The following is a 24,438-nucleotide window of genomic DNA, read 5'->3' on the forward strand; positions in this document are numbered from 1 at the left end:
CTTAAGGTTATTCATTACGCAGCGCTTTTAGAGGATCTGAGCTCACTACAGAACGTACCGGTAAGTAGCAGGCTAATACAGAAATCGCCACCATAATAGGAATGGCAAGTAATAGCACTGAAATTTCCCCAGTTATTTGCATCGCAAGGAGTCGCGTGCCAATTAAATAGCCTATTCCCGCTAGTACGCCACCTAAAAGCACACCAAATACAACTGGCTGCATACTTTGCTTTAATACCATTTTGATAACTTGCCCAGTATGCGCACCAAGTGATAGGTGAATGCCCAGCTCGTAACGACGCATTTGCACGCTGTAACTTAGTACGCCATAAATACCCGCAGCAGCCAGACTTAGCGCTAATACAATTAAACTCATTGTTAAAATCGCAATTAGTTTAGAAGCTCTAAGTCGAGTCGTTAACATATTCTCTAGCGTTTCAAAATAAGCAATGCTCAGTTGCGGGTTAACCTCTTTTAAGGCTTCGAGTAATTGTGCTCTATCGACTTGGCTATTGCTTTTGAAAGTGAAAGCAAAACGAGCACCGGCTTCAAACGGTAAATAATAACGCTCTTCTGCATAGCTATCACGGTTATCCGGCACATAAACATTATCAACTACACCCACAATGGTGAGTGGCTCATTCGGTGCTGCTTGCAATGTTTTACCTATTGCAGATTCTGACTTAAACAAACGCTCTGCGAGTGCTTTACTAATAATAATTTCCTGCGGTGTATTTTCTGGATCTTGTAATGAACTAAAGCTACGCCCTTCAAGCATCGGCATACCGAGTAAAGAAAAACTATTTTCGTCAAAGAAACCGACACTGACAATACCTAGCATTTCATTACTTTCATCGTATAAATAATTTTCCCAACCCATTTGCAAAGGTGAAGCGCGCGTCAGAGCAACACCTTCAACTTGCGGTAACGATTTAAGCTGGCTTTTGACTTGTTGCGCAACATCATGAAAACCTTCATTCAAGTTACCCGTATCGACGCGAAGATAATTTACATTATTGGCATTGAACCCGACATCTTTAACCAATTTATTAATCGCAGGGGATAACACTGTGCTTGCACCAAGTAATAAAGCAGTGGCTAACCCAACTTGTAAGGCAACCAGTACATTTCTGGTGAGACTAGATATCTGTGCTCCCGTACCTTTACCACTGCTTTGCAATGTTTGATTAAGCTGTTTGTAAGGCACCTGCTGACTGGCGAGCTTCGCCATGACGATACTAATAAATACACTCACTACAACACTTGCCGAAATTGTCACTAGGTCGAGAGTTAGATGCTGCATTCGCGGGAACATATACTGTAAATCGCTTGCTAACCAAACCTTAGACCAGCCGGCAATAAGCAAGCCAAAAATACAGGCAAGCATAGATAACAACAGCGCTTCGCTGAACATGCCTAAAAAGATATGGTGTGTTTTCGCCCCCAATGCCGCTTGAATGGCCATCACGCGTTTTTTTTGCACCGCGCGAGATAAAAATAAATTACAAATGTTAGTGACCGCAATGAATAACAAGGTGATCACGCCTGCCAATAGCAACAATGCCATTTCGCCACTATCTGCGACTATTTTCTGTTTTATGGGTACGAAGCGTGCTCCAATTGCGGTATTAGCAGCGACATCATCACGACTTTGATACAACTCGTTAATTTGCTCACTAAGTGCGCTATTTGCTTGCTCAATTGATACACCATTTTTGAGAATTGCTACACCATTTACTCCACCGGTAATACTTCCCCAGCTACTAGTGCGGCTAATTTCTTGGTCAAAGCTAAACCAAGCATGCATAGAAAAATTACCAAATACTTCTGGCGCATTAAAATGACTCGCTGTTACACCTATGATCTGATATTTATCATTAGCGATAGTTGTATAAGTACCAATCACCTGTGGATCTGCTCCAAAGTGCGTTTGCCAAGCCTCGAAACTCAATACCACCACTCTTTGCTTATCATTAATGGTTTCTTGTTGATTAAAAGCACGACCTAAATGCATAGGCACGTCCAGCATCGTAAAATACTCAGGTGTTACACGAACACCATCAAGATAAGGTGTATCGGGCAGATCTCTTAGTTTTGCACTATACAAACTCATAAGAGCCATTTGCTCGATATATTGCTCGTCTTTATAAATATGATACTGCGCCGATAAAATCTGAAAGCCGTATTGCGTCTCGCCATTGATTGTTTCGCTTTGGTCGGTAACGACGAGCTTATCAGCATTCGGGTATGGTAAAGGCTTAGTCAGTACCAAATAATTGATATTCAGCACCACCGCAAGTGCAGCTAATGTCACTGCAAGGGTAGAGATAACCGTTAGGCTAAACCCCGGTAATCGCAATAAACTGCTGACTGCGAGTTTAAATTCTTCTTTGATGATACTCATACCGCCAGCTCCATTTTAAACTCATCGGCCATCACGCCATCAAGTAGGTGCAGTTTGCGTTTTGCCATATCTGCATATCTTGGGTCGTGGGTTACCATACAAATGGTGGTGCCTTGTCGGTTTAATTCAGCTAGCATCATCATGACCGCATCACCGTTTTTAGAATCTAGGTTACCGGTTGGTTCATCAACGAGTAAAATTGCCGGGTCGTTTACTAAGGCTCTGGCAATCGCAACACGCTGCTGTTGACCGCCTGACAACTGATTCGGTTTATGACCAGCTCGATGCGTCATTTCAACTTTAGCCAAGCAAGCGTTCACTTTTTGTTTAATTTCTTCTTGCGATAAAGGATGTTCACGATAGCGTAATGGCAGTGCTATGTTGTCGAAAACTGATAATTCATCAATTAAATTAAACGACTGAAATACAAAGCCAATATGCTCATTGCGCATACTTGCTCTTTGATTAACACTGAGATTACTGACATCGTGCCCGGCTAACATATATTCACCGTCTGACGAGGTGTCTAATAATCCCAATATCGATAACAGGGTTGATTTACCACAGCCAGACGGGCCTGAAATCGATACGTAATCACCTTCATTGATTTCTAGGTCAACGCCACGTAATGCATGGGTTTCCATCTCGCTGGTAACAAACTTTTTCGTGATATTGGTTAGCTTTATTTTGTTATTACTCATGATCTTTCCTTTTTATATCGCGATTGCCTGACTTACTTCACAATGGCAATGTGGGTATGTGCTTGCCAGCGAGTCATATCACTTAGGATAAACTGCTCGTGAGGCTCTGCGCCAGCAAGGATTTGAATTTGCTCGTCTGTTGCCGCACCAAACTGAATTGGAGTAGCGATGGCTGAGCCTTTATCGGTTAACTTAAATAAGATGGAATTTGAAAAAGCTTTTACGTTGACGGGTTTTTTAATAAACAGAGCGTTTTCTAATTGACCCACAGCAATTGTGCCTTCGATGTTTAACTCTGGCCGTGCATTGTCGGTTAACGCGCCTTTTAGTGCCACTTCAACCTGAATATTGCCGTTGTTGATCACCGGATCAATACGTATCACTTCCCCTGAGATCTCACCACGACGAGTATTGATGCTTACCGCTTGCGCCAGTTGAATAGACTGCATTTTTGACTGTGGCACGTTCAGCAAAGCATAAAGGTCAGTGGTACTGCCCACTAGAGCCAATTGTTCCCCTAAATTCACCGCTTGCCCGAGCTCCACACTTAGTGATTGCACCACACCATGAATACCCGCTTTAACCGTTAGGCTGTCGAGTTGTTGTTGTACTAAATCTAATGCTTCTTGTTGTGCCGAAATATTAGAATCGGCAATTTTTAAATTGGCTGCGTGCAGGGCTTCAAGCTGGGTAATGCGAGCAGTTTCAATCTCTAAACGTCGAGTTAACTGTCTGACTTGTAATTTAGTACGTTGATAGTCGATATTAGAGACAATACCTTTGCTGACCAATTGACTCTGTGCATTCGCTTCGAGTTCGGCACTTTCGAGATCTGCTTGGATGCGAGCTAATTCTGCTTGTTGAGCAAGTAATTCGCGTTTTTGGTTAATATCCGTTTGAATACGCTGGTTTTGACTGTCGATGTAAGCACGCTTTGCATCGCGCACCGATTGGGTAATATTCGGATCTGAAAGCTTTAAAATAACACTATCGGGAGTTACCTCAGCACCCGGTTTTAAAATAATTTCATCAACCGTTGCCTGACTTTTGGCAGTGAGTAAACGCGGCTTTTTCGACTTTAAACGGCCAAAACCTGACACTTCTAAATTTAATGAACCTTGCTCGACCTTCGCCGACCAAATCTCGTTTGCTTTAATTTGCTGTGCATGACTTGGTTGCAAAAATAGCCAAACACAGGCCGCGAGTAGCAAGCACACAAACGCTAAAATGCTTAGATGCCGTTTGGTGTTTTTTTTGGGCTTTACGACCACATCCATAACTTGATCTCATACTGTTTTTAATCTTTAGTACAGTAGTTAAATCAAGTGCCATGCCAAAACATAAGAGCATGAAAAATATAGATTTTAAGAAACCATTATGCAAATATAGAAATATTATTTTCGAAACCGAAAAACAATTTATCGAAATCGAAACGGACTCGATAAAATTTCATAGTGTTCAGACCCTAATGGAAGAAAATGAGAGAAAAGAACGAATCAGCAAGGACTTTATACCAATACGCAGTGATACTTAATCATTTTTAGGGATTAAAACTGACGCTAGCATCGTTAAAAACTTCTCATTTAGAACAACTAAATCGCAAAATTTTAGCCTTGCCTACATGGATGAAGGTACCTCAGCGATAGCAGGATGCGTGAGCGGTGCTATCGATAAGTTTTCCTTGCCTCAAAATAGATCACTTAATTAAGATAATTGGTATTGTTCGCTAAAAAATGCCATAAAAGAGTTGAATATGTCAGCTATTTTTAATGGATAACAGCCGACATATTCACCAAACAATGTACCTAAAACAACACTCCTTCGGATTTACAACCCTTTATATTCTTTCCTTCGAGCTTTTAATATTTGATACTTACAGAACACTTGGTCATCACAGTCAGTCTCTGGCACACTGTAATACCACTTTTTGAAAATTGGTTGATACTTATCAATTACTTCTTGTTGAAGAGTTAACGGTAGCTCAGGTAGGTATACGTCTCTTGTTTTATCTATTTGACTATGTATTGCCCTACCCAGTACAAAGCGTTCCTTGTGGTAATTGTAATCCGCTGATTTGTATTCTCTGGAATCCGGCTGAAATTGCATTCGCTTAATTTTGTGGACTTCTGCACGCTCTGCTATTACTTGCATCATGTCTTCAAATGGCTTAACTGTAATTGTGAGCTTGTGAGGGTCATCAGCGTCAATCGGGCCCAAACCTACGCTTAAAGTTTGTATATGATAATTTGGATGACGAACTACAAAGTGCACCATAGCGTATGCATTAGGTTGTAATAAGTCTAAACGCTCTCTTGGAAAAGTGACCACTTTACCGGCATATGCCAACTTTAAATAATCATATCCCCTTTCATGACCACTTCCACCATGTCCACCTGGTTCAGCGTATCCAGTATCAATTAAAAAGGGGAACTGAGGAATTGAACCATCTTCCGTCTTAATGGTTATTTCAACAGGTCCACGGTAACCATGGGCCTCGTCAAATAAAAAAGTGCAGCCCGTTAAGGACACCGAAATAAACAACAAAGCAAGCGCAAAAACTCGCTTTGATGAAAGAAAAACAAACTCTCTAAACTGCAAAACAATCCCTTTTTATTAGATTTATTATTAATACTTGAATGTTAACTTGCATCAAGACACTTTCAAACAGCGCTTTTCAAAAAATGGTAAACATCATAAAACCCAAATGCTAAATGTATATCTAATATTCAAGATTTAATCGACCTCGAATGTGTAACACTCCTTCGGATTTACAACCCTTCATATTCTTTCCTTCGAGGTTCTAATATTTGATACTTACAGAACACTTGGTCATCACAGTCAGTCTCTGGCACACTGTAGTACCACTTTTTGAAAATTGGTTGATACTTATCAATTACTTCTTGTTGAAGAGTTAACGGTAGCTCAGGTAGGTATACGTCTCTTGTTTTATCTATTTGACGATGTATTGCCCTACCTAGTACAAAGCGCTCTTGTTGATAAGTGAAGTCTGCTGATTTGTATTCTCTGGAATCGGGTTGAAATTGCATTCGCTTAATTTTGAAGGCTTCAGCACGCTCTGCTATCACTTGCATCATGTCTTCAAATGGCTTAACTGTAATTGTGAGCTTGTGAGGGTCATCAGCGTCAATCGGGCCCAAACCTACACTTAAAGTTTGTATATGATAATTTGGATGACGGACTACAAAGTGAACCATAGCGTATGCATTAGGTTGTAATAAGTCTAAACGCTCTCTTGGAAAAGTGACCACTTTACCGGCATATGCCAACTTTAAATAATCATATCCCCTTTCATGACCGCTTCCACCATGTCCACCTGGTTCAGCGTATCCAGTATCAATTAAAAAGGGGAACTGAGGAATTGAACCATCTTCCGTCACAATGGTTATTTCAACAGGTCCGCGGTAACCATGGGCCTCGTCAAATAAAAAAGTGCAGCCCGTTAAGGACACGGAAATAAACAACAAAGCAAGCGCAAAAACTCGCTTTGATGAAAGAAAAACAAACTCTCTAAACTGCAAAACAATCCCTTTTTATTAGATTTATTATTAATACTTGAATGTTAACTTGCATCAAGACACTTTCAAACAGCACTTTTCAAAAAATGGTAAACATCATAAAACCCAAATGCTAAATGCATATCTAATATTCAAGATTTAATCGAACTTGGAGTGAAAAAATCGGTAACATAACCAATATGTTGCTGTAATGAGTCTATTTTAAAGTCGCTTCAATGGTGAACTTGAATATGATTTAAAATGTTCTAGAGCTTAGGAGTTAAGAGCGAGTGCGAAGATAAACTTAGCAACCAAAGCTCAAATTAGATATTCACCATTCGTTTTTCTGATGAACAAAATAAAGACGCGTTTTTTAATAACGATGAACACCAACTAGCAAAACAGCAGTTTTTGAAACTTCTGTCAATCAGGTTGCTAGCTACCACAAAATAGCTAGCAATCCGACTGTATGCCTCGAGCTAAGCTATGTTACTTGTCGTAATTTGGCAGCTTCTAAACTATTGTGAATTGCCGATTCTAACAACAACGTTTCACTGCCAGGCCCGACAGTTAGTAACTTAGCCCCGGTGGTGGGCTTGCCGCGGTAAGGCCTGACATAAACTTCACCATCCGGACAACGTTCAAAATAAGTATAACCGGGCTCTGTGCCTAAAACTGTACAACCCTTAATTCGGATCACGCTGCTTGGGATCGCATCACAGATTTCTTTAATACAAATAGGGTCTGGTAAGTTAGGTAAATCAACTGAACACGAAGACCAATGTGACTTATGATGTGCAAGCTTTTCTGCACTATTACTCGATGGTAACAGCTCAGGAAGTTTATTAATTTCTAGTTCTTCACAAAGCATGATCTCTGCAGTTGGATTAATCGCTCGAATATCGCTTTTAACTTGAACTAAACGTGCTTTACTTACAGAGTCAGTATGTGACAGTGTGATCAACGACGAGATTTGTATTTGATTCGCTTCAAGTTCATTATGGACATCTCGCAATTGCCAATTTTTAACATCAACTACAGAAATTTGCACAGGAGGCATAAAACGCGCTTCGATGCCCACACCAAGAAATCCCATTAAGGCACACGCATCAGTTGTGCCATTCGCTTCTATGAGTGTAATACCATTTACTCGCTCAGGAATTCGGTTAACCGACTCTCTCAGCTCGCCAATACCACTGCAACAAATACAGCTGCCATTCAATGCTTTTAAACTTTTCTCATCAAGCATATCCAAAAACTGCTGCGCATCTAAATTGGCATTTTCGTAATCATTTAAAACGACAAAAGGCGACCAATTCGCTTGGCTATATTCAGTGACCAAACGTTTCAATAACGTGGTTTTACCTGCCCCAAGAAAACCAACAACAACAATAATAGGTTCCACTTTCTATCCTCTCATTTGTAAGTCAACTCGACTTTAAACACGCCCCAAAAACGTGATACTATCACAAAAGAAATTTAGATTACCCTTTTATTCTAATTTTCATAAATTCCATCTTAATTGACACAATTAAAAAGAAGATAAAACCTAATAAATCCATATTCCCTCCATAATGAATTCATAATTACTTGATAAAAAATACCTTCTGCAATATTGCAGAGTCATAACAACAATAAAACTTAGATGCGTCATGATCGGCTCCTACAGGATGTTGAGTCGATTATTTTTTATCACTATGTCCTGCTCACGTTCATTTCACCTTCAATAAACTTTATAGCTTTCATAAACATAATTCTCTCAGTTACTATGTCAGTGAAGTTTATACCTCCTCCTATTAGTCAAGTGATTTTATTTGAGGCGAGGTATGAATGTGACTACAAGGAATATCAATGCGTCAAAGTTTAAGAAATAAATTCATCTCTGTGTGTGAGCAAAAGATAGCGAAAAAGGGAGAGACCGTCGGTGTGTCGTTTTACGCTTTTTTCGCTAATAAAAACGATGACCCAGAACAACTGATGGAAGCCGCTACTTGGTGGATACACACTCATCAATTAGATCACTTCGAAAAAGCTGTCAAAATTAAAGAAATGGTTGAGCAAGGGTTGTAGGGATATAACAATGAATAAAACTACCTTAGACTCTTTATCGCCTCGAGCCTGCTCTCAGTAATAAAGCATCTTAAATAACCATTATGACAAAAAGCAGGCTTTCGCCTGCTTTTATAAAGTTAAAAATGCGGGTTATCTCGCTCTTTATTGAAGTTCAACCCAAAATACACCGACGTCTTTTTTCACGACCTTTACTTGGCTGCCTTTGCTTAAAGGTTTTTTACTCTTAACTAACCACTCTATGCCTGAATAAGCATATTTATAGCCGTTATGCTCATCAACGTCCTGCTCTAAGGTGAAAATAAGCTCTGCAAAGTCACTGTGCACATCAGTTGACTCACGACTTTCTTGTAACCTTTTAAGTGGCTTCCAAAGTAATGCTGCCAAGCCTGCAGTAATAATGGCATTCACCCAAAGAGCGGTTATCCAACTTGCATCGAGTAACCCTGCATACATCAAGGCACCACTGAACACCAATGAAAGGCCTACAAAGAACAGTACAAAAGTGGCAAAGCCAAGCACTGCTACTTCAACAATCAGTGCTATGACACCTAATATAAGGAGTGTTTGCGCAATATTGTCTGTCAAAAATTCCATAGGCTAGCCTTTTTGTTTTTGATTTAATGAGTTGATAATCGACATACCTTGCGCAACCAAAGAGCTTGCATCAGTGCCGCTGTCTGGTAAAAGCACAACAGATGACTCTTTAGCAATCGCTTCTTTGGCACTGATCGCCTTGGTTGCTAAATCGAGCTGAATGGCTTTTTGACCTTGCTCTGTATTTGCCGCTTCACCGACTTTACGAAGTGCATCCGCTTGCGCTTCAGCGACGGCTAGAATTGCTTTTGCTTCACCTTCGGCCTGTAAAATTTGCTCAGCTTTATCTGCTTCAGCTGCAAGAACTTGTGCTTGCTTTTTACCTTCGGCAACATTAATGGCCGCTTGTCTATCACCTTCAGATTCTAGAATTTGCGCACGTTTCACACGTTCTGCTTTCATTTGTGCTTCCATCGCTTCCATTACAGAATTAGGTGGCACAATGTCTTTAATCTCATAACGTAATACCTGAATACCCCATGGCTCTGATGCTGAGTTAATCGCAGCAACAATATTGGTATTTAGTAAATCACGTTCTTCAAAAGTTTTGTCTAGCTCCATTTTACCCAGTTCACTACGCATTGTAGTTTGCGCTAATTGGGTAACCGCAAAAATATAGTCATCAACGCCATAAGTCGCTTTATATGGATCTAGCACTCTGAAATATAAAACACCATCAACAATTAATGAGATATTGTCTTTGGTAATGGCTGACTGAGAAGGCACATCGACCGCCTGCTCTTTTAAACTTCTATCCGCAGCGACACGATCAATAAAAGGGACAATAAAGTTTAAACCCGCTTCTTTGGTTGATTGATATTTACCAAAACGCTCAACCATCCAAGCTCGATTTTGAGGTACAAACTTGATGCTACTTTTTAAGACAATAATCACAAAAAGCAGTAGAAAGAATTCGACTTGAAATACAAATTCTACAATTTGGCTAACTGGATCCATGTTTTCTCCTTCTTATTATTCAATGTTCAGATTATCACCTAGTTTCTAAATTCTCCACTTTAATCTTATTTAGCTATGCCCTGATGACTCTTTGTGGAAAGGCGTTATTAAGCGCATTATTTCAGCATTTAATTTGCCAACTTCTATTGGTTTACTCACATAACCATTCATACCAGCTTGTAAGCACTTTTCTTTGTCTCCGTTCATTGCGTTCGCGGTTAAAGCAATAATTGGAATAGATTTAAATTTGTTATATTTAAGGTTTTCTCGGATCTCTTTTGTTGCTTGATAACCATCAATAATGGGCATTTGGCAATCCATTAAAATCAGATCAAAGTTACCACTTTCCGAATTTTCAAGAATAGTTAGAGCCTCTTGCCCTGAATTCGCTATTTCGAATTCTATTTGCCAATTACTCAACATTTTTGTAGCAACGACTTGATTGACCTTGTTGTCTTCGGCAAGCAATATTTTTAATCCTGCCAAGCTTTTTGCTCTACCTTCATTTTCAACCACCAATGTTGTCGTTGGTATTTGCTCAACTTTCTTTGTAAATAGCTGCATTAAGTCATAACAAGTAAAAGGATGGTAGAAAACCGCACACCCTGATCCTTTAACCAGTTGGCTATTTGGTAATTTACTATTCACATCACAAATTATACTTACTTGCTGAGCTTGTCTTTGCGCACTTTCAAGTAAATATGTACTTTCTAACCCCGTATCAGAGCAATTCACTAAGTCTAAAATGATTAAGTCATAGCGTGATTGGGAAATAAATTTTGAATCCAAAATATCTAACTTTAAGCCTCGCGATTCAAATTGACTTAACAGAATTGATGAAAATGTTGTATTGGGGCTAAATAACCCGATTAAATTTGGTACATTTAACGACTGTTCTTCCGCGATAATACTTTCATCAAGTCCAGCTTGGATTGAAAACGCAAATTCAGTGCCTTTATCTGGCGAGCTCTTTCTTAGTTCAACATCCCCTCCCATTAAATTACACAGTCTTTTTACTATCACTAAACCAAGCCCTGTACCGCCATAAAGCCTTGTGGTCGAAGCATCACACTGACTAAATGCATTGAACAGTTTTAATTGAGCTTGACTGTCGATTCCGATACCTGTGTCAATGACTTTACCGTTTATTAAAACCCGACCATCATGTTGCAATTGAGAGCTCAAGATCAACTTTACATGTCCCTGATGAGTAAACTTAATTGCGTTACTCAATAAGTTATTGAGTATTTGCCGAACTCTGACTGGATCTAATAGTAAATTATGATGTGTGACTTGGTGACAATCGACAAATAACATAACCGGTTTGTTACTCAGCGCTATAGCAAATGATTTGGCGACACTGTCTAATAACGCAAGTAGCTCAACAGGTTCATTATTGATTTCTAGCTTACCTGATTCAATTTTTGAAAAGTCTAAAATATCATTAATCACACCAAGCAGTGAGTTTGCACTTGCATAAGCGAGTTCAGTATATTGATCTTGTTGTTTTGACAATGTGGTATTTTGCAAAAGCTCCAAACACCCTATCACCCCATTTATGGGCGTTCTGATCTCATGACTCATGTTTGCCAAGAATTCAGATTTAAGTTTTGAATGTTTCTCCGCTCGTGCTTTTTCAATTTTCAATGCTTCATTGGCGGTGATAAGTTGTTTTTGAACTGATTTATTTTTGTTATTTCTTATTTCACCCGTCATTATCGCAAAGGCGAAATTAAACAATAGCTGACTCATAAACAAAGCAATAATAAACCACTGGGCTTTCATAGAGTCATCTTGCTGAAGATTAGTCACCCCTTGCCAATTCATATCGATGATCTTATTGAGTGACACTGCAAATAAAATCACGACACTAAGTAGTATCAAAAAGCTGGAGACCTTAAAACGTCCTTGGCTATAACGATATGAACACCATAAAACCCAACTCAGAAAAATCAAAACAGTCGTTACTCCAAGCGTAAATCTAAGTGGGTAACTGGGGTAAATAAAGGTAAAAAAAAGATGCAGTACGACGTAACAAGTTATAAAGGTTGCGAGTTCAACTTTTGGAACATTTTGCTCACAAGCTCGGTAAGTACCCTGTAAAATAAACAAAAATGACGTTTGTACCACAAAATTAGGGAGCACATATTTAAGGGTTTCTGGTAAAACACTTTGGCTGTTAAATAACAATAAGCCTGTCAACAGGAAACAAGATGATATGGCCCAATAACGCACCGCTGTGATATCTCTGTTTGCCAGCCACAGAAAAACCAACGAAACAGCAGAAGTAAATACACCGACACCACTCATTAATAATAACGTGACAGTTGATAATTGCATGGCATCTCTTGGTAGGTGACAAAATAAAATGATAACCCACTTCAAAGTGGTAAATATGTGTGTTTTTAGCAACACAGTTAATATAAAAAACTAGTCGCCAACCACCAAAATGTAAAGCTAAACACATGCAATAAAACCCTTAACAGAGTTGAACTTATCTTTTATATTGAAGGGGCTTTGCTTTGATGGGGTCCTTAAATGGCTGCGCAAATATGCCTGAATATCTAAATATTATTCTTCTCACCAGCTTAGCCGGATTATGCATCCCTATTGGCGGTTTAATTGCCAGTATTGAATCTATTCGCCCTTATTGGCTAGAAAAAGAGCTGAGACATTTTCTTATCGCATTTGGCGGTGGCATTTTATTGGGTGCAGTAACAACCGTATTAGTGCCTGAAGGCATGCATAATTTACCAAATCAGTTTATTGCAATTGCGATTTTGTTATTAGGGGCACTGAGTTTTTTCTTTATAGAGCGACAACTGGGACTCAAACGCCGTAAATCGCCTCAATTAATGGGTATGACATTAGATTTTGTGCCCGAAGCAATTGCATTAGGTGGTCTAGTCGCCACTGGCTCATCTTCTGCCCTAATGCTCGCTCTGCTTATAGGTTTACAAAATTTACCTGAGGGTTTTAATGCTTTTCGCGAATTAAAAGAACAAAATAAGAGTACTAAAACCACTTTGATGATTATGTTCTTACTGGTGCCATTAGGCCCTTTAGCTGGATTGTTTGGGTATTATGTATTAGCGGGACATGAAGCCATGTTAGGCGCTATTATGCTCTTTGCATCTGGCGGGATCTTATACTTAATATTCCAAGATATAGCACCGCAGTCTAAGCTCAAGAAACATTGGGGGCCACCACTTGGAGCTGTGTTTGGCTATGGCTTGGTACTATTCAGTAATATGCTGATCGGTCATGGCTGAACAGCATTGAGGAATTGTGTCTGTTCCAGTTTAACTCACCCATTTATTACGGCGGAAATAAATCACTTGTGCCACCACTAAAACAAACAACATATCACTGAATATATACAAGACAATCGGGCTATCTGCACCTGATACCCCACGACGAAATTACCCAGTAAAATCACATAAAAAGCTTCACATTAAAAAATGGCCGTAGAATAAATAACATTCAATGGACTTTTCTCTCAAAGGCCTTGTGATGAGGTCTATTCTATTAAAACGATTTATCTAGTGACTTTCAATTCACCATCGATATGAATATCTCTTTGTGGGAAGGCAATCACGATATCAGCGTCTTTAAATGCTTTATCTAAGGCAAAACGAATATCACTCGAAACAAGTCTCAGCCCCCCTTCTACAGTTGAGTTGATCCAAAAATAAGACTCAAAGACCAATGCATTATCACCAAAATCTATGAAAAAAACCGAAGGCTCGGGATCATCCAACACTTTGTCATGGGCTTTCGTAGCAGCTAACATTAGCTTCGCGACTAGCTCACAATCAGAACCATAAGCCACGCCTACTCTCACCGTACCACGCACTAATCTGTCTCTTAACGTCCAGTTTACCACCGTGTTTTCGAGCAGTTTGCTGTTTGGGATAAGCATATACACACCATCAACACGGCGAATTCGCGTTGAGCGGGTATTTATTTCTTCAACTATGCCCTTAACACCCTCAACCTCTAAGAAGTCGCCAATTCGAATGGGTTTTTCACCAATTAAAATCCAGCCACTGATGAAGTTATTAATGATATTTTGCGCACCAAAACCAAAACCGATGGCAATCGCCCCTGATAAAAACGCAAATGCGGTGATAGGTACATTAAGCATTGATAGGGTTGTCAAGAAGATAATCGCCATAGACACAATGACGATGATTTTTCGTGTTAGTTGAATAATATTAGGGTCACGCTTTTTTTGACTTAAGCGCTTTTCAACAGATTTAACTATAGTTCGTACTAACCAAAAGCATACTGTTAACCATAAAGGAATAACCAGGACTTCACCTACAGTGAGAGGATCATCATTGAATATAAAAATTGCATGATTCAAAAACGCACTTAATTTCAAGAGCATGGCTTATCCTTTTTCGAGTCAGTATCACTTATTGACTATTCTGCCTTGATTAATAGCCGTAGAGGTATACCGGATTAATCGTCTTTATACTGTGTAATTAAACTGTTTGGCATATAGCTTGAACTAATTATAGTTAAATATAGTTAACTCAAAAATAAACCAATGAAATAATTGGTTTTTTAATTACAGAGCTAATTATCGGGATAAAAAAAACACTAAAATAGTGCACGATTGCACCACAATGAGGCAACTATGAATTACACTGAAGTCAATTTTGATGGGTTAGTTGGACCAACACATAATTATGCCGGACTGTCATATGGCAACGTGGCATCTAAGTCGAATGCCAATAAAGTCGCAAATCCAAAAAAAGCTGCGCTACAGGGTTTAGAAAAAATGCATACGCTTAGCCAGATGGGGTTACATCAAGGTGTATTAGCGCCCAATGCTCGACCTGACTTAATCACATTAAGAAGCCTTGGCTTTTCAGGCTCAGATGCCAATGTCATCTCTCAGGCTTCAAAATCAGCACCGCAATTTTTAAAAGCATGCTATTCGGCATCTTCTATGTGGACAGCCAATGCGGCAACCATTTCACCAAGTGCTGATAGTGGTGACGGCAAAGTGCATTTCACCCCAGCGAACTTAAACAACAAAATTCACCGCGCTATTGAAGCAAAAACCACCAGCAAAATTTTAAAAGCCACTTTTGCAGATGAATCTGTGTTTACGCATCATGCACCTTTACCACAACACCCCCTGTTTGGAGATGAAGGCGCCGCAAACTACACCCGTTTAGCCGATAGTTATGGTCATTCAGGGTTGGCGCTTTTTGTATATGGCGAAGATATGAATAGCAAAGTAAAACCACAGGTTTTCCCAGCAAGACAAACTCGTCAAGCCAGTGAAGCAATTGCCCGAAGTCATCAACTAGATCCAGCGCAAACGCTCTACATTCAGCAGAACCCTGCAGTGATAGATCAAGGTGTATTCCACAATGACGTGATCGCCATTGGCAATGAGAATGTATTTTTATTTCATGAACAAGCATTCTATCAACAGAAAAAAGTCATTGCGCAAATCAGACAGAATTACACAGGCTCACGCCCGCTACATTTAATCGAAGTCTCTGACGCTGATTTGAGTGTTGATGAAGCTGTTCAAAGCTATATCTTCAACAGCCAACTAGTAAGCTTGCCAAATGGCGGAATGGCATTAATTGCTCCGAGCGAATGCCAAACAATCGATACTGTAGAACGCTATTTGGCGGCACTTTGTCAAGCAAGTAACCCGATTAGCGAAGTCATTTATATGGACTTAAAACAAAGCATGCAAAATGGCGGAGGACCTGCTTGCTTAAGGTTAAGAGTTGCATTATCACAACAAGAATTAAATGCAGTTAACTCTCATTGTTTAATGACTGATACGCTGCACAACACATTAACTAAGTGGGTAAATAAACATTATCGCGACCGTCTGGTAGAAGCTGATTTGGCAGATCCAAGTTTAATGCAGGAGTCTCAACAAGCATTAGATGAGCTTACACAAATTATGAACTTAGGCTCGGTATACGACTTTCAACTGTAGCCTAATTAATTTAAAAGCCAGAAACGGTTCTGGCTTTTACACTTCTAAGCTAATTGTGTTTTTGCTGATAAACGCTTCTTTGGCCTTCTTCTTTTTAGCCATAAGTAGCAACCTGTAATAGCAAAGATAAGCGGCGTTAAGCCAATCACACACCAAATAATTCGGCTAGGTAGACCAGCAAAATAGCCAAAGTGAAGCTTACGAAAGCTATCAACAGCGACTAAAAAAAACGGCGCTTCACGAATATCATAATTTGGCATACGCTCACCTGTTTGCTTATTAAAAGTCACCGTAGAGGCATATTCGCTAGTGACAAAACTGGTGTTATTTACTTCTCCAAAGAATGTAATTTGAAATTCAGGCTCATATGGAAAAAGTAAATAAGTTGGCCTAAATCCGCCCATTTGCTGAGTTGACTCTGCCACCATATCATCGAGTGAAAGTTGGTGATTGTAGAGTCGTTCAGTGATCACATATTGATTTTCTTCACCGTGTTCGAGTTCATGATGAATGATCTCAGAAATATTCCAATACACCCCTGTGAAACCAATAATTAATAGAACGGGTGCTGACCAAATACCAACTAATTTATGAATATCGCTAAATAATGCAATGCGCTTTACCTTCAGTCTCAGAGTAAAAAACTTTTTCCAAAACTGACGATAAATTACCAGCCCGGAGATGCCCATAAATAGCAATATGAGTGATGCTACACCTGTGATCCAGAGCCCTGTATCACCAATCAAAAATTTATAGTGCAAATCAAGCAGCCAGTCTGTTAAGTAATGATTGACCGCAACAGGCTCAGAGCGCACATCCCCTTGGTATTGATCAAGATAAACTTTAAACCATTCACTCGTACCGTGCTTGAGCACATAAATACGATCTGCTGTTATGCCATCATCAAAGACTTCCCAACTGCCAATTTCATAGCCCTTAAGCTGGCTGTTTAACTCGGCTCTTAATTCGTCGTAGCTTAGTCTGCTCCCTATTTCGCCCTCTACTACCGCAAGTTCAGGCATTAACCAATGATCAAGTTCTTCTTTAAAAACTAAAATACTGCCTGTTAAAGAAATAATGATAAGTGGAATGGCCACAACTAATCCAAGATAGCGATGCCATAAATGAAGTGTTTTTTTCATTTTGATTGCCCCTCATATGGTCATAAACCACAAAAGGCCGCATAAGCGGCCTTAAATTTTTTATAAACTTACAATGACCAATTTAAAGTCAATGCATAGTTACGAGGTGCACCATAGAAGCCTTGTGCCCAATACAGTGAGTTAATGTACTTCTCATCAAATACATTATTGGCATTGAAGGTCAGGTTAACTTGTTCGTTGATGTCGTAGCTTGCCATAAAATTCACAATCGCATAGGCGTCTTGCTTAGTGACAACTAAAGGTTGAGGGCTTTGTATACGGCTGATCTCATCTTGCCAACGCATGTTCATACCAAAACTTAACCCTTCAATGGCTTCAACATCATGTTTAACCGCTAGCTTAAATACCTGCTTTGGTGTGTAATCTTTAACAAGTTGTGCTTCTACATTGCCAGCATTAAACGTGTCAGACACATCAATATCTGTATTGGTATAACCTAGGTTAGCGCTGAAGCCATAGCCAAGCTCACCACTTAGCTCGATTTCATAGCCTTTCGATTGAATACCCGGCGCCGCTTTGTGAACTGTTTTATCTGGTGTCGAGTTTGCCACATCTGCAACAGCAATGTTCACTTGCTCTGCGTTGAAGAAGGCTACATTTAGCATAAGTCTGGCGTCAAATAGCTCAGCTTTTACACCCAATTCTTGAGTATCACCTTCAATTGGCGCTAACTGTAATCCATTAATATCCTTTTCAGTTTGTGGCGCAAAGGTTTCGCTGTGAGAAGAATACACATTAATATCGTCATTCACTGAATAAACTAAGCCAACATGGCCCGTTGTATCGCTCTCTTCACGACCCTTATCATTACCATATGATAACCCTTGTGTTTCCCAGTTTGTGTACCTAAGACCACCAAGTAGCTTTAAATCATCAGTTAAAGAAAAACGCGCAGATACATATTGAGAGCTTTGTTCACTATGCACATCAGAACCAGGGGCCGCAGGGTTTACATCAACCAAAGTTGGCACCGGCGCAACACCATTCCACTCATTCATGTTAGGCATTGGCGGGAAACCATTACCGGTTTGATAATCATATAAAGAGCGGTCAAAGTAATACATATCGGCTTCGCTAGCCCCAAAAGCCACGAGATGCTCTTGACCAAATAGCTCAAAGTTACCGCGCGCATACACATCAAATAAGTTGACTCGGTCGCGTAGTTGATAATCGCTGGCATAACCTGTAAGACCTAAGCCTGTTTCTGAATCTGGCGTGCCATAAACATAAAATAAATTTGAGTCTTGCTCATTTTGCGTATGTGCATAGCGTGCAATGACACTCCACTCGTCACCAATATATTGCTCAAGCTCAACAAATGCTTGTTTTGAGGTGTTGTTCCAATAAGCCCAATCTGCTGCCGTTGAAGTAGAAACATCATAGTTTGTCGGCTGACCTTTGTTATCAAATAACGCTAATGCGCCCCAAAGCGGGCTATCAGCATCATTACTTTGATAGGTTAAACTGGTTGTTAAAGTCGTTGTATCTGTTAAAGCAAATTCAGTAATGCCATAAAATACTTCACGATCTACCGCATAACGGTCTAAATAAGAGTCACGCTTTTGTTTAACCACAACAGCGCGGCTTGAAACCATATCATTGAAGCTACCTGACACATCTGCTTCAACTCGTTTGTTTGACCAAGAACCCGCAGTCACTGACACATCAGCACGTAAATCGGCTGTTGGGCGTTTACGAATAAAGTTAACTGTTGCTGATGGGTTACCTGCACCTGTCATCATGCCATTTGCACCCATCACAACTTCAATTCGCTGATAAATTGCCGTGTCTAACGTCCCCTGCAATGAGCCTCGCTCTTGCGGTAAGCCTAAGCCATCTACTTGAAAGTTAAGAATATCGAAGCCACGTGCTTTGTAGTAAGTTCGGTCTGTTTCTATCTTCTCAACTGAGACACCCGGTGTCGTTTCTAGTACTTGATTCACATCGTCTAATGAAAAGTCGTCCATCAACGCACGCGTCACCACTCGCACAGATTGCGGTGTTTCTTTAATTGAAATACCTAGCTTAGTGGCTGTTTCTGCTTCAACTGCCAGATAGTTACTGTGCTTATCACCTAATACTTGAATTTTCTCAATGTCTTTTTTGCCATCGTCCGCAAAAGCATGACCAGTAAGGATTGCCGAAGTAGCAACGAATAGAGCGCTTAACTTAAATACACGACTTATCATAAGAGAGCCTAAATTGGTTATTATTGAATCGCGACGCATATTAATGCAAATGAGATTGATTTGCAAAATCAATTGCAGAAATAAAAATTATTGCAACTCTGAAAGAGCAAATGATGCAATGAAAAAAGACAATTGGTATAGTAATCAGCTACCTAGGAGAGTAATGTCCATGCATGATGTGGGGTTACTCTAGGGATTTAATCCGAAATAAAGCGCTTAATGGCCTTTATTGCTAAAAACACATTATCTAAGGAAGAGAATGAGCAGGCTGATCGTTTTTAATTTTGATGGCACAGGCAATGAGCCTGAAGATGCAAAACAATATGATGAACAAAAAGATGCAAGCATCAGTAATATCTTAAAACTGCACTTTTTAATGGGTGGTAACCTACACCGCGATGGCGAGCACTATGGCCAATCTAATAGAAACAACATCACCCACTGCTTTTACTATCAAGGAGTGGGTACATATGGTGGCTGGTTTAACCGCTTTATCAATCAGGGCTTAGCGTTTAATTCATGGGACGTATCATATATTCTAAACAAAGCAAGAAATGACTTTTTAAATCACTACCGAACGGGTGATACTGTATTAATCACTGGGTTTTCTCGCGGCGCTGCCTTAGCGAGACGATTTGTTTCTTTGATTGAGCATGCAATTAACAATGACGACACGCCCCCTTTCATATTTTTATGTGTATTCGATACTGTTGCGAGCATCGGTCTGCCCGATTTAAGCACTCGCAAACGCCCTAAATTCTCGGTGGTTTTTGAGTATGGTCGAACTATTTCAAACAAAGTAAAATACGCTACTCATTTAGTCAGTCTTGATGAAAAACGAAAAGCATTTCAGCCAACATTGATGAACTATGATCCTAATAGGATCACAGAAATTTGGTTTGCTGGTGCTCATTCAGATGTTGGGGGCGGATATAAAAAGGATGGCCTCGCTGATGTAGCACTTGGCTATGCCATTAATTGGCTCAAATATATGCAACAGACACATGACTTGCCGCGCTTTACTTTAGACATCACTGATAGCGATTGTCTCAAACAAGCTTGCCCCGATTCACTTCAAGACATTATCAGTCACGACGAGTTATCTCTATCCCCTAATGCGTTAGGCCTTAACCATCAACAGACACGTACTTTTTTTATTGATTGGCTAACCTTAGATGACCGGATTTGCTGTGTGATGAAAGACAATAAAATCGACCCCAGCTTAACGCCTGTGGTGCACCACAGTGTCGCTAAAAGGGCAAGTCTAGACAACAACTACCAACCCAACTCACTTGAGCAAACCGAACACCATTTATGGCATGACTTTACTCTACCTTTACAGACATTTTCATGTGTGACAGAACACTCTGAACAGAAAGAGCAAGATTATGCTGAATTAGATGAGCACTAAATTTTGCACAAAGTGGTCAGATGAGCTATAAAATGCTTGGCGTATTGGGGAGCATCTTTCATGAAAATCCATCAAATAGAAGGTTATATACAAACAATTTATCTTGTTGAATATCAGGATAAACTCATGCTACTTGATGGTTGCTGTCGTGCAGATCATGACATTGTACTGAGCTTTATAGCGCAAACACTCAATCGTTCCATTGGCGACTTAAAAGTCATTCTAGTGACTCATATGCACCCTGATCATGCCGGTGGCGCACATAAGCTCGCTAAAACCACTGGGGCAAAAATTGCTGCATGTAATGCTCCGGGGCACTGGTATCGTGGCCTTGATGGCATGTTAATGCATTGGACTGATATGCTACTCGCGCTTTATGTTGCTGGTCGAAAAGGCAAGAAAAAACAAAATCTGTTTTACCCAAGAAAGTTGCGAGCCGACCATTTTCTCGCAGACGGCATGACCATACCTGGCTTTGATGAATGGCAAGTCATGCACATCCCTGGTCACACCGACCGCGACATTGCCGCTTATCATATCCCTTCAGAGCGTGTTTATGTGGCTGATTTAATGGTTAAAGTAAAAGGTAAATTAATCCCACCATTTCCTCTGTTTTACCCTCGACGTTACCGCAACTCGTTGCAGGCCATTAAATTACTCCAGCCTAAGTCCGTCATTTTAGCGCATGACGGCGAATTAAACTTTGCCGATATAGATTTCGACAGCTTGATAGAGTCAGCGCCCACCACCCCAATGACCCATTGGCGCTCTGTAAAATATAAGTTTAAAAAAGCACTTAATATCCATTAGCACTGGGTTTAAGCGATTCGGATTTTTCGACATATATTCTGGAGAGTTTGGATATCAGCAAATTTATTTATTGGTAAAGCTATCACCAACATGAATACTTGCAGCAAATCTCTCCATGGCATTGCAAAGTTCATCGCCAGATATAAGGACGTAATTTACCGTTTCGCATCAGTTGAAAATAGAGACTTATTAAACATAAACTTAGATGTTGATAAAGCTTGGACTGAGAAAATACCAAAGCATATTCTTGAAGCTAATTCAGAATGGCACATGGTTGAAGAGGTCAACGCCAACAAACTTTGAGTATCAACCACTTGAAGTTTGATTGTCAGGCTTATTTCAGAACAGCTTAGTTTGACTTTCTTGTCTATTTTATTAGTTTTAAGTTCAATTGTTGAAGACAATAACTAAAAGATTTTTTGAAAATTAAAAATTGAGCTTGTTAAATATCAATGCTAGCATCAACTATAACTCTTATGAAAACATTCGCCTAATGCGTAAATTAACTCTTCTTATAATGATGCTTTGCATTCTGAGTACTCAGGTATTCGGAAGTATTGCGCATGGAGAAGAGCGCCATACTCAAGGCGATGTTCACCAATTACTTCATGAAATAGGTCAGCCGCATAGTCATGATCATGACAACGAAAGCGAGTTTGAAATTTCATTTACTAAAGACGCAGTAAAACACATTAATCAAGACTTACATTGCTGTGCAACGGTTGCTCTAGATGCTTTCCCTTATTCCAAAGCCGAAATAAAACCAATGGGCTCAATTGTATCAATTAATAATAATTGGTCACCGCCCTTTATAAAACACACCACACCTCCCCCTCGGGCTTAATTCAAATTAACGTTTAGTAGTCAGTGACTGTTGTTGCTTGGCTAGAGTTTTTGTTTTTTTGGATTAACTATGTCTATTACATTTTATGCACTGCATCAAAAGCAGTTTAGTACACGTTTTATATTAGCTTTATTGCTTTTATCGCTTGTTTTTATCACCAAAGCGATAGCGTCTCCTGGTGCCCATGGCCCAAATGGTGAACATTTAGATACGCGAACTAAAGTCGCGGCTTCGACCAATCCGAAGTTTGAAAGTTTCACCGAAACCTTCGAATTGGCTGGCGAGTTACTTAAAAACCAACTGGTTATTTACCTCCACGATTTTAAAACCAATACCCCAATAGCTGATGCATCAATCGATTTAGAGCTTGGCGAAATGGCCTCAAGTGCTGAATTTTCAGCGCAGTTACAAGCCTATATTGTGACCGATCAAACCCTGCTTGCTCAGCTAAAGCAAGCGGGATTACATGAAATCGTCATGACCATTTTGAACGAAGAAAATGGTGATTTATTAGTGGCAAATTTAGAAAACCACCAAGCTTTTGAATCAACTGACGCACATGAAAATGACGAACATGATGATCATCACCATGACTTCCCTTGGCTGATTGTTTTGCTGTGTATTGGGGTATTTGTGATTGGTTTGCTTATCGGTCGTTTGTCTAAGGAGCGTAAATAATGAAGCTTAAAAACGCGGTATTGTTATCACTTAGTTTATATTCGCTTAGTTTATTTGCCTCACCTGGTGCACATGGCCCTAACGGTGAACACTTAGATCAAAAGTCAAACAAAGTTGAAGGTGCGCTTGGTAAACAAGCTGACGGCTCGGTCATTATGCCAATGAAGCACCAAGCTTTACTTAATATTCGCACCCAGTTTGTTACTGAGTCAGAAGTAAAAAAACATGTTCGTTTGGATGCCATTGTAAAACCGCACCCAGACGGTTACGCCAAAATTCAATCTAGCAGTGATGGTCGATTAGACGCCCCTGAAACTGGTGTTTATCCAACAGGTGCAAAAGTGAACGCAGGCGATGTGCTTGGCTTAATTCGTTATCAAGACACCGCCTATGAACTTGCCAGTCAAACCAGTGAATTAATTGCGATCCGCAATCGCATTGAGCAAACCAATCGCGATGTTGCGCGTTTAAAGAAGCTGGGAGATTTAGCCTCAAAACAAGCGTTAGAGCAGCTAGAAACTGAGCTTTTAAGCTTAAAACAACAGGCTCAAGCACTGCAAAAAGGGCTAGAGAAACCAGAGGTGTTAATTGCACCTATCTCGGGTGTGCTTATTAACCACAAAGTTTCGCGCGGGCAATGGGTTAAAGCCGGTGAAGCCTTGTTTGAGATAATCGCACCAAACAAATTTTTAATTGAAGCAAGCACTAAAGATTTTGCGCTTACTAAGCAATTAACTTCAGCAAAAGTAATTGAGCAACCAGCAATTTCACTTAACTATTTAGGTTTTTCTCCTGAGCTTGTGAATGGCTTAGTGCATGTTAATTTTGAGCTGGCGCAAGAGCATGTTGAAAGCAGCTTATTTATCAATCAGAACATCAGCTTACACGCGCCTATTAATAAAAAGCAACAAGGCATTGTGATCCCTTTAGATGCGGTTGTACTGAGCCAAAATAATTTACCACAAGTATGGATAAAACTTTCGGCAGAGCGCTTTTTACCTCAGCTAATTAACTATCAACATCTTGAGCCAGGGCTTGTGTTAGTGACCGAAGGCTTAGGTGCAGATAACCGCGTTGTGGTGGCAGGTGCATCACTGTTAAACCAAGTGAGATAGGCAT

General features: G+C 39.9%; 21 protein-coding genes. 9 read left to right on the forward strand and 12 right to left on the reverse strand.

The window, feature by feature from the left end; all coding sequences use genetic code 11:
- Window positions 1–7: 7 nt before the first annotated feature.
- From ABMY35_RS14250 to ABMY35_RS14275, 6 genes are all read right to left on the reverse strand, one after another.
- Window positions 8–2,404 (reverse strand): ABC transporter permease, encoded by a 2,397-nt coding sequence (locus ABMY35_RS14250; protein ID WP_349286813.1) that lies wholly within the window; start codon window positions 2,402–2,404, stop codon window positions 8–10.
- Window positions 2,401–3,105 (reverse strand): ABC transporter ATP-binding protein, encoded by a 705-nt coding sequence (locus ABMY35_RS14255; protein WP_349286814.1) that lies wholly within the window; start codon window positions 3,103–3,105, stop codon window positions 2,401–2,403. The genes ABMY35_RS14250 and ABMY35_RS14255 overlap by 4 nt, the downstream gene beginning before the upstream one ends.
- A 32-nt stretch (window positions 3,106–3,137) precedes the next feature.
- A complete protein-coding gene (locus ABMY35_RS14260) occupies window positions 3,138–4,382 on the reverse strand; it encodes an HlyD family efflux transporter periplasmic adaptor subunit (protein WP_349286815.1) in 1,245 nt (414 codons plus the stop codon).
- A gap of 550 nt (window positions 4,383–4,932) precedes the next feature.
- On the reverse strand, window positions 4,933–5,703 hold the full coding sequence (locus ABMY35_RS14265) for a hypothetical protein (protein WP_349286816.1): 771 nt from the start codon (window positions 5,701–5,703) through the stop codon (window positions 4,933–4,935).
- 170 nt (window positions 5,704–5,873) lie between these two features.
- On the reverse strand, window positions 5,874–6,644 hold the full coding sequence (locus tag ABMY35_RS14270; RefSeq protein ID WP_349286817.1) for a hypothetical protein: 771 nt from the start codon (window positions 6,642–6,644) through the stop codon (window positions 5,874–5,876).
- A gap of 460 nt (window positions 6,645–7,104) precedes the next feature.
- Window positions 7,105–8,025 carry a GTP-binding protein gene (locus ABMY35_RS14275; protein ID WP_349286818.1) on the reverse strand — a complete coding sequence of 307 codons (921 nt, stop codon included), beginning with the start codon at window positions 8,023–8,025 and terminating at the stop codon, window positions 7,105–7,107.
- Between the two features lie 446 nt (window positions 8,026–8,471).
- Between ABMY35_RS14275 and ABMY35_RS14280 the strand changes: the two genes are divergently transcribed.
- Window positions 8,472–8,690 carry a DUF6500 family protein gene (locus tag ABMY35_RS14280; protein WP_349286819.1) on the forward strand — a complete coding sequence of 73 codons (219 nt, stop codon included), beginning with the start codon at window positions 8,472–8,474 and terminating at the stop codon, window positions 8,688–8,690.
- A gap of 144 nt (window positions 8,691–8,834) precedes the next feature.
- Here the strand turns inward: ABMY35_RS14280 and ABMY35_RS14285 are convergent, their stop codons facing one another.
- From ABMY35_RS14285 to ABMY35_RS14295, 3 genes are all read right to left on the reverse strand, one after another.
- The gene (locus tag ABMY35_RS14285) at window positions 8,835–9,287 is read right to left on the reverse strand and encodes an NfeD family protein (protein WP_349286820.1); all 453 of its coding nucleotides are present in this window, start codon (window positions 9,285–9,287) and stop codon (window positions 8,835–8,837) included.
- Window positions 9,288–9,290: 3 nt separating this feature from the next.
- Complete coding sequence (locus tag ABMY35_RS14290) at window positions 9,291–10,244, reverse strand: slipin family protein (protein WP_349286821.1); 954 nt, start codon at window positions 10,242–10,244, stop codon at window positions 9,291–9,293.
- A 69-nt stretch (window positions 10,245–10,313) separates the two neighbouring features.
- Window positions 10,314–12,584, reverse strand: a complete 2,271-nt coding sequence (locus ABMY35_RS14295) for a response regulator (protein WP_349286822.1) — start codon at window positions 12,582–12,584, stop codon at window positions 10,314–10,316.
- Window positions 12,585–12,769: 185 nt separating this feature from the next.
- On the opposite strand from ABMY35_RS14295, the gene ABMY35_RS14300 reads away from it, so the two are divergent.
- Entirely contained in the window at window positions 12,770–13,516 is a 747-nt protein-coding gene (locus ABMY35_RS14300) for a divalent cation transporter (protein WP_349286909.1), read from the forward strand.
- Window positions 13,517–13,782: 266 nt separating this feature from the next.
- On the opposite strand, the gene ABMY35_RS14305 is transcribed toward ABMY35_RS14300, so the two are convergent.
- On the reverse strand, window positions 13,783–14,637 hold the full coding sequence (locus ABMY35_RS14305) for a mechanosensitive ion channel domain-containing protein (protein ID WP_349286823.1): 855 nt from the start codon (window positions 14,635–14,637) through the stop codon (window positions 13,783–13,785).
- Between the two features lie 252 nt (window positions 14,638–14,889).
- Between ABMY35_RS14305 and astB the strand changes: the two genes are divergently transcribed.
- Window positions 14,890–16,224 (forward strand): N-succinylarginine dihydrolase, encoded by a 1,335-nt coding sequence (gene astB, locus ABMY35_RS14310; protein ID WP_349286824.1) that lies wholly within the window; start codon window positions 14,890–14,892, stop codon window positions 16,222–16,224.
- 44 nt (window positions 16,225–16,268) lie between these two features.
- Here astB and ABMY35_RS14315 read toward each other — a convergent pair whose 3' ends face one another.
- Together ABMY35_RS14315 and ABMY35_RS14320 are read right to left on the reverse strand one after the other, a co-directional pair.
- Window positions 16,269–17,366, reverse strand: coding sequence for a PepSY-associated TM helix domain-containing protein (locus ABMY35_RS14315; protein WP_349286825.1), 1,098 nt, complete (start codon window positions 17,364–17,366; stop codon window positions 16,269–16,271).
- 68 nt (window positions 17,367–17,434) lie between these two features.
- A complete protein-coding gene (locus tag ABMY35_RS14320; protein WP_349286826.1) occupies window positions 17,435–19,576 on the reverse strand; it encodes a TonB-dependent siderophore receptor in 2,142 nt (713 codons plus the stop codon).
- A gap of 259 nt (window positions 19,577–19,835) precedes the next feature.
- Here ABMY35_RS14320 and ABMY35_RS14325 point away from each other — a divergent pair, with 259 nt between their 5' ends.
- From ABMY35_RS14325 to ABMY35_RS14350, 6 genes are all read left to right on the forward strand, one after another.
- On the forward strand, window positions 19,836–20,987 hold the full coding sequence (locus ABMY35_RS14325; protein ID WP_349286827.1) for a DUF2235 domain-containing protein: 1,152 nt from the start codon (window positions 19,836–19,838) through the stop codon (window positions 20,985–20,987).
- Window positions 20,988–21,047: 60 nt separating this feature from the next.
- Window positions 21,048–21,797: an MBL fold metallo-hydrolase gene (locus ABMY35_RS14330; RefSeq protein ID WP_349286828.1), complete on the forward strand. Its 750-nt coding sequence runs from the start codon at window positions 21,048–21,050 to the stop codon at window positions 21,795–21,797.
- Window positions 21,798–21,887: 90 nt separating this feature from the next.
- Window positions 21,888–22,100 (forward strand): hypothetical protein, encoded by a 213-nt coding sequence (locus ABMY35_RS14335; protein ID WP_349286829.1) that lies wholly within the window; start codon window positions 21,888–21,890, stop codon window positions 22,098–22,100.
- 190 nt (window positions 22,101–22,290) lie between these two features.
- On the forward strand, window positions 22,291–22,641 hold the full coding sequence (locus tag ABMY35_RS14340; protein ID WP_349286830.1) for a hypothetical protein: 351 nt from the start codon (window positions 22,291–22,293) through the stop codon (window positions 22,639–22,641).
- A 69-nt stretch (window positions 22,642–22,710) separates the two neighbouring features.
- The gene (locus ABMY35_RS14345) at window positions 22,711–23,319 is read left to right on the forward strand and encodes a hypothetical protein (RefSeq protein WP_349286831.1); all 609 of its coding nucleotides are present in this window, start codon (window positions 22,711–22,713) and stop codon (window positions 23,317–23,319) included.
- Window positions 23,319–24,434: an efflux RND transporter periplasmic adaptor subunit gene (locus tag ABMY35_RS14350; protein ID WP_349286832.1), complete on the forward strand. Its 1,116-nt coding sequence runs from the start codon at window positions 23,319–23,321 to the stop codon at window positions 24,432–24,434. Before ABMY35_RS14345 ends, ABMY35_RS14350 begins: the two co-directional genes overlap by 1 nt.
- The last annotated feature ends 4 nt before the right edge of the window (window positions 24,435–24,438 follow it).

The organism is Pseudoalteromonas sp. BZB3, from assembly GCF_040104455.1.
Lineage (GTDB): Bacteria > Pseudomonadota > Gammaproteobacteria > Enterobacterales > Alteromonadaceae > Pseudoalteromonas.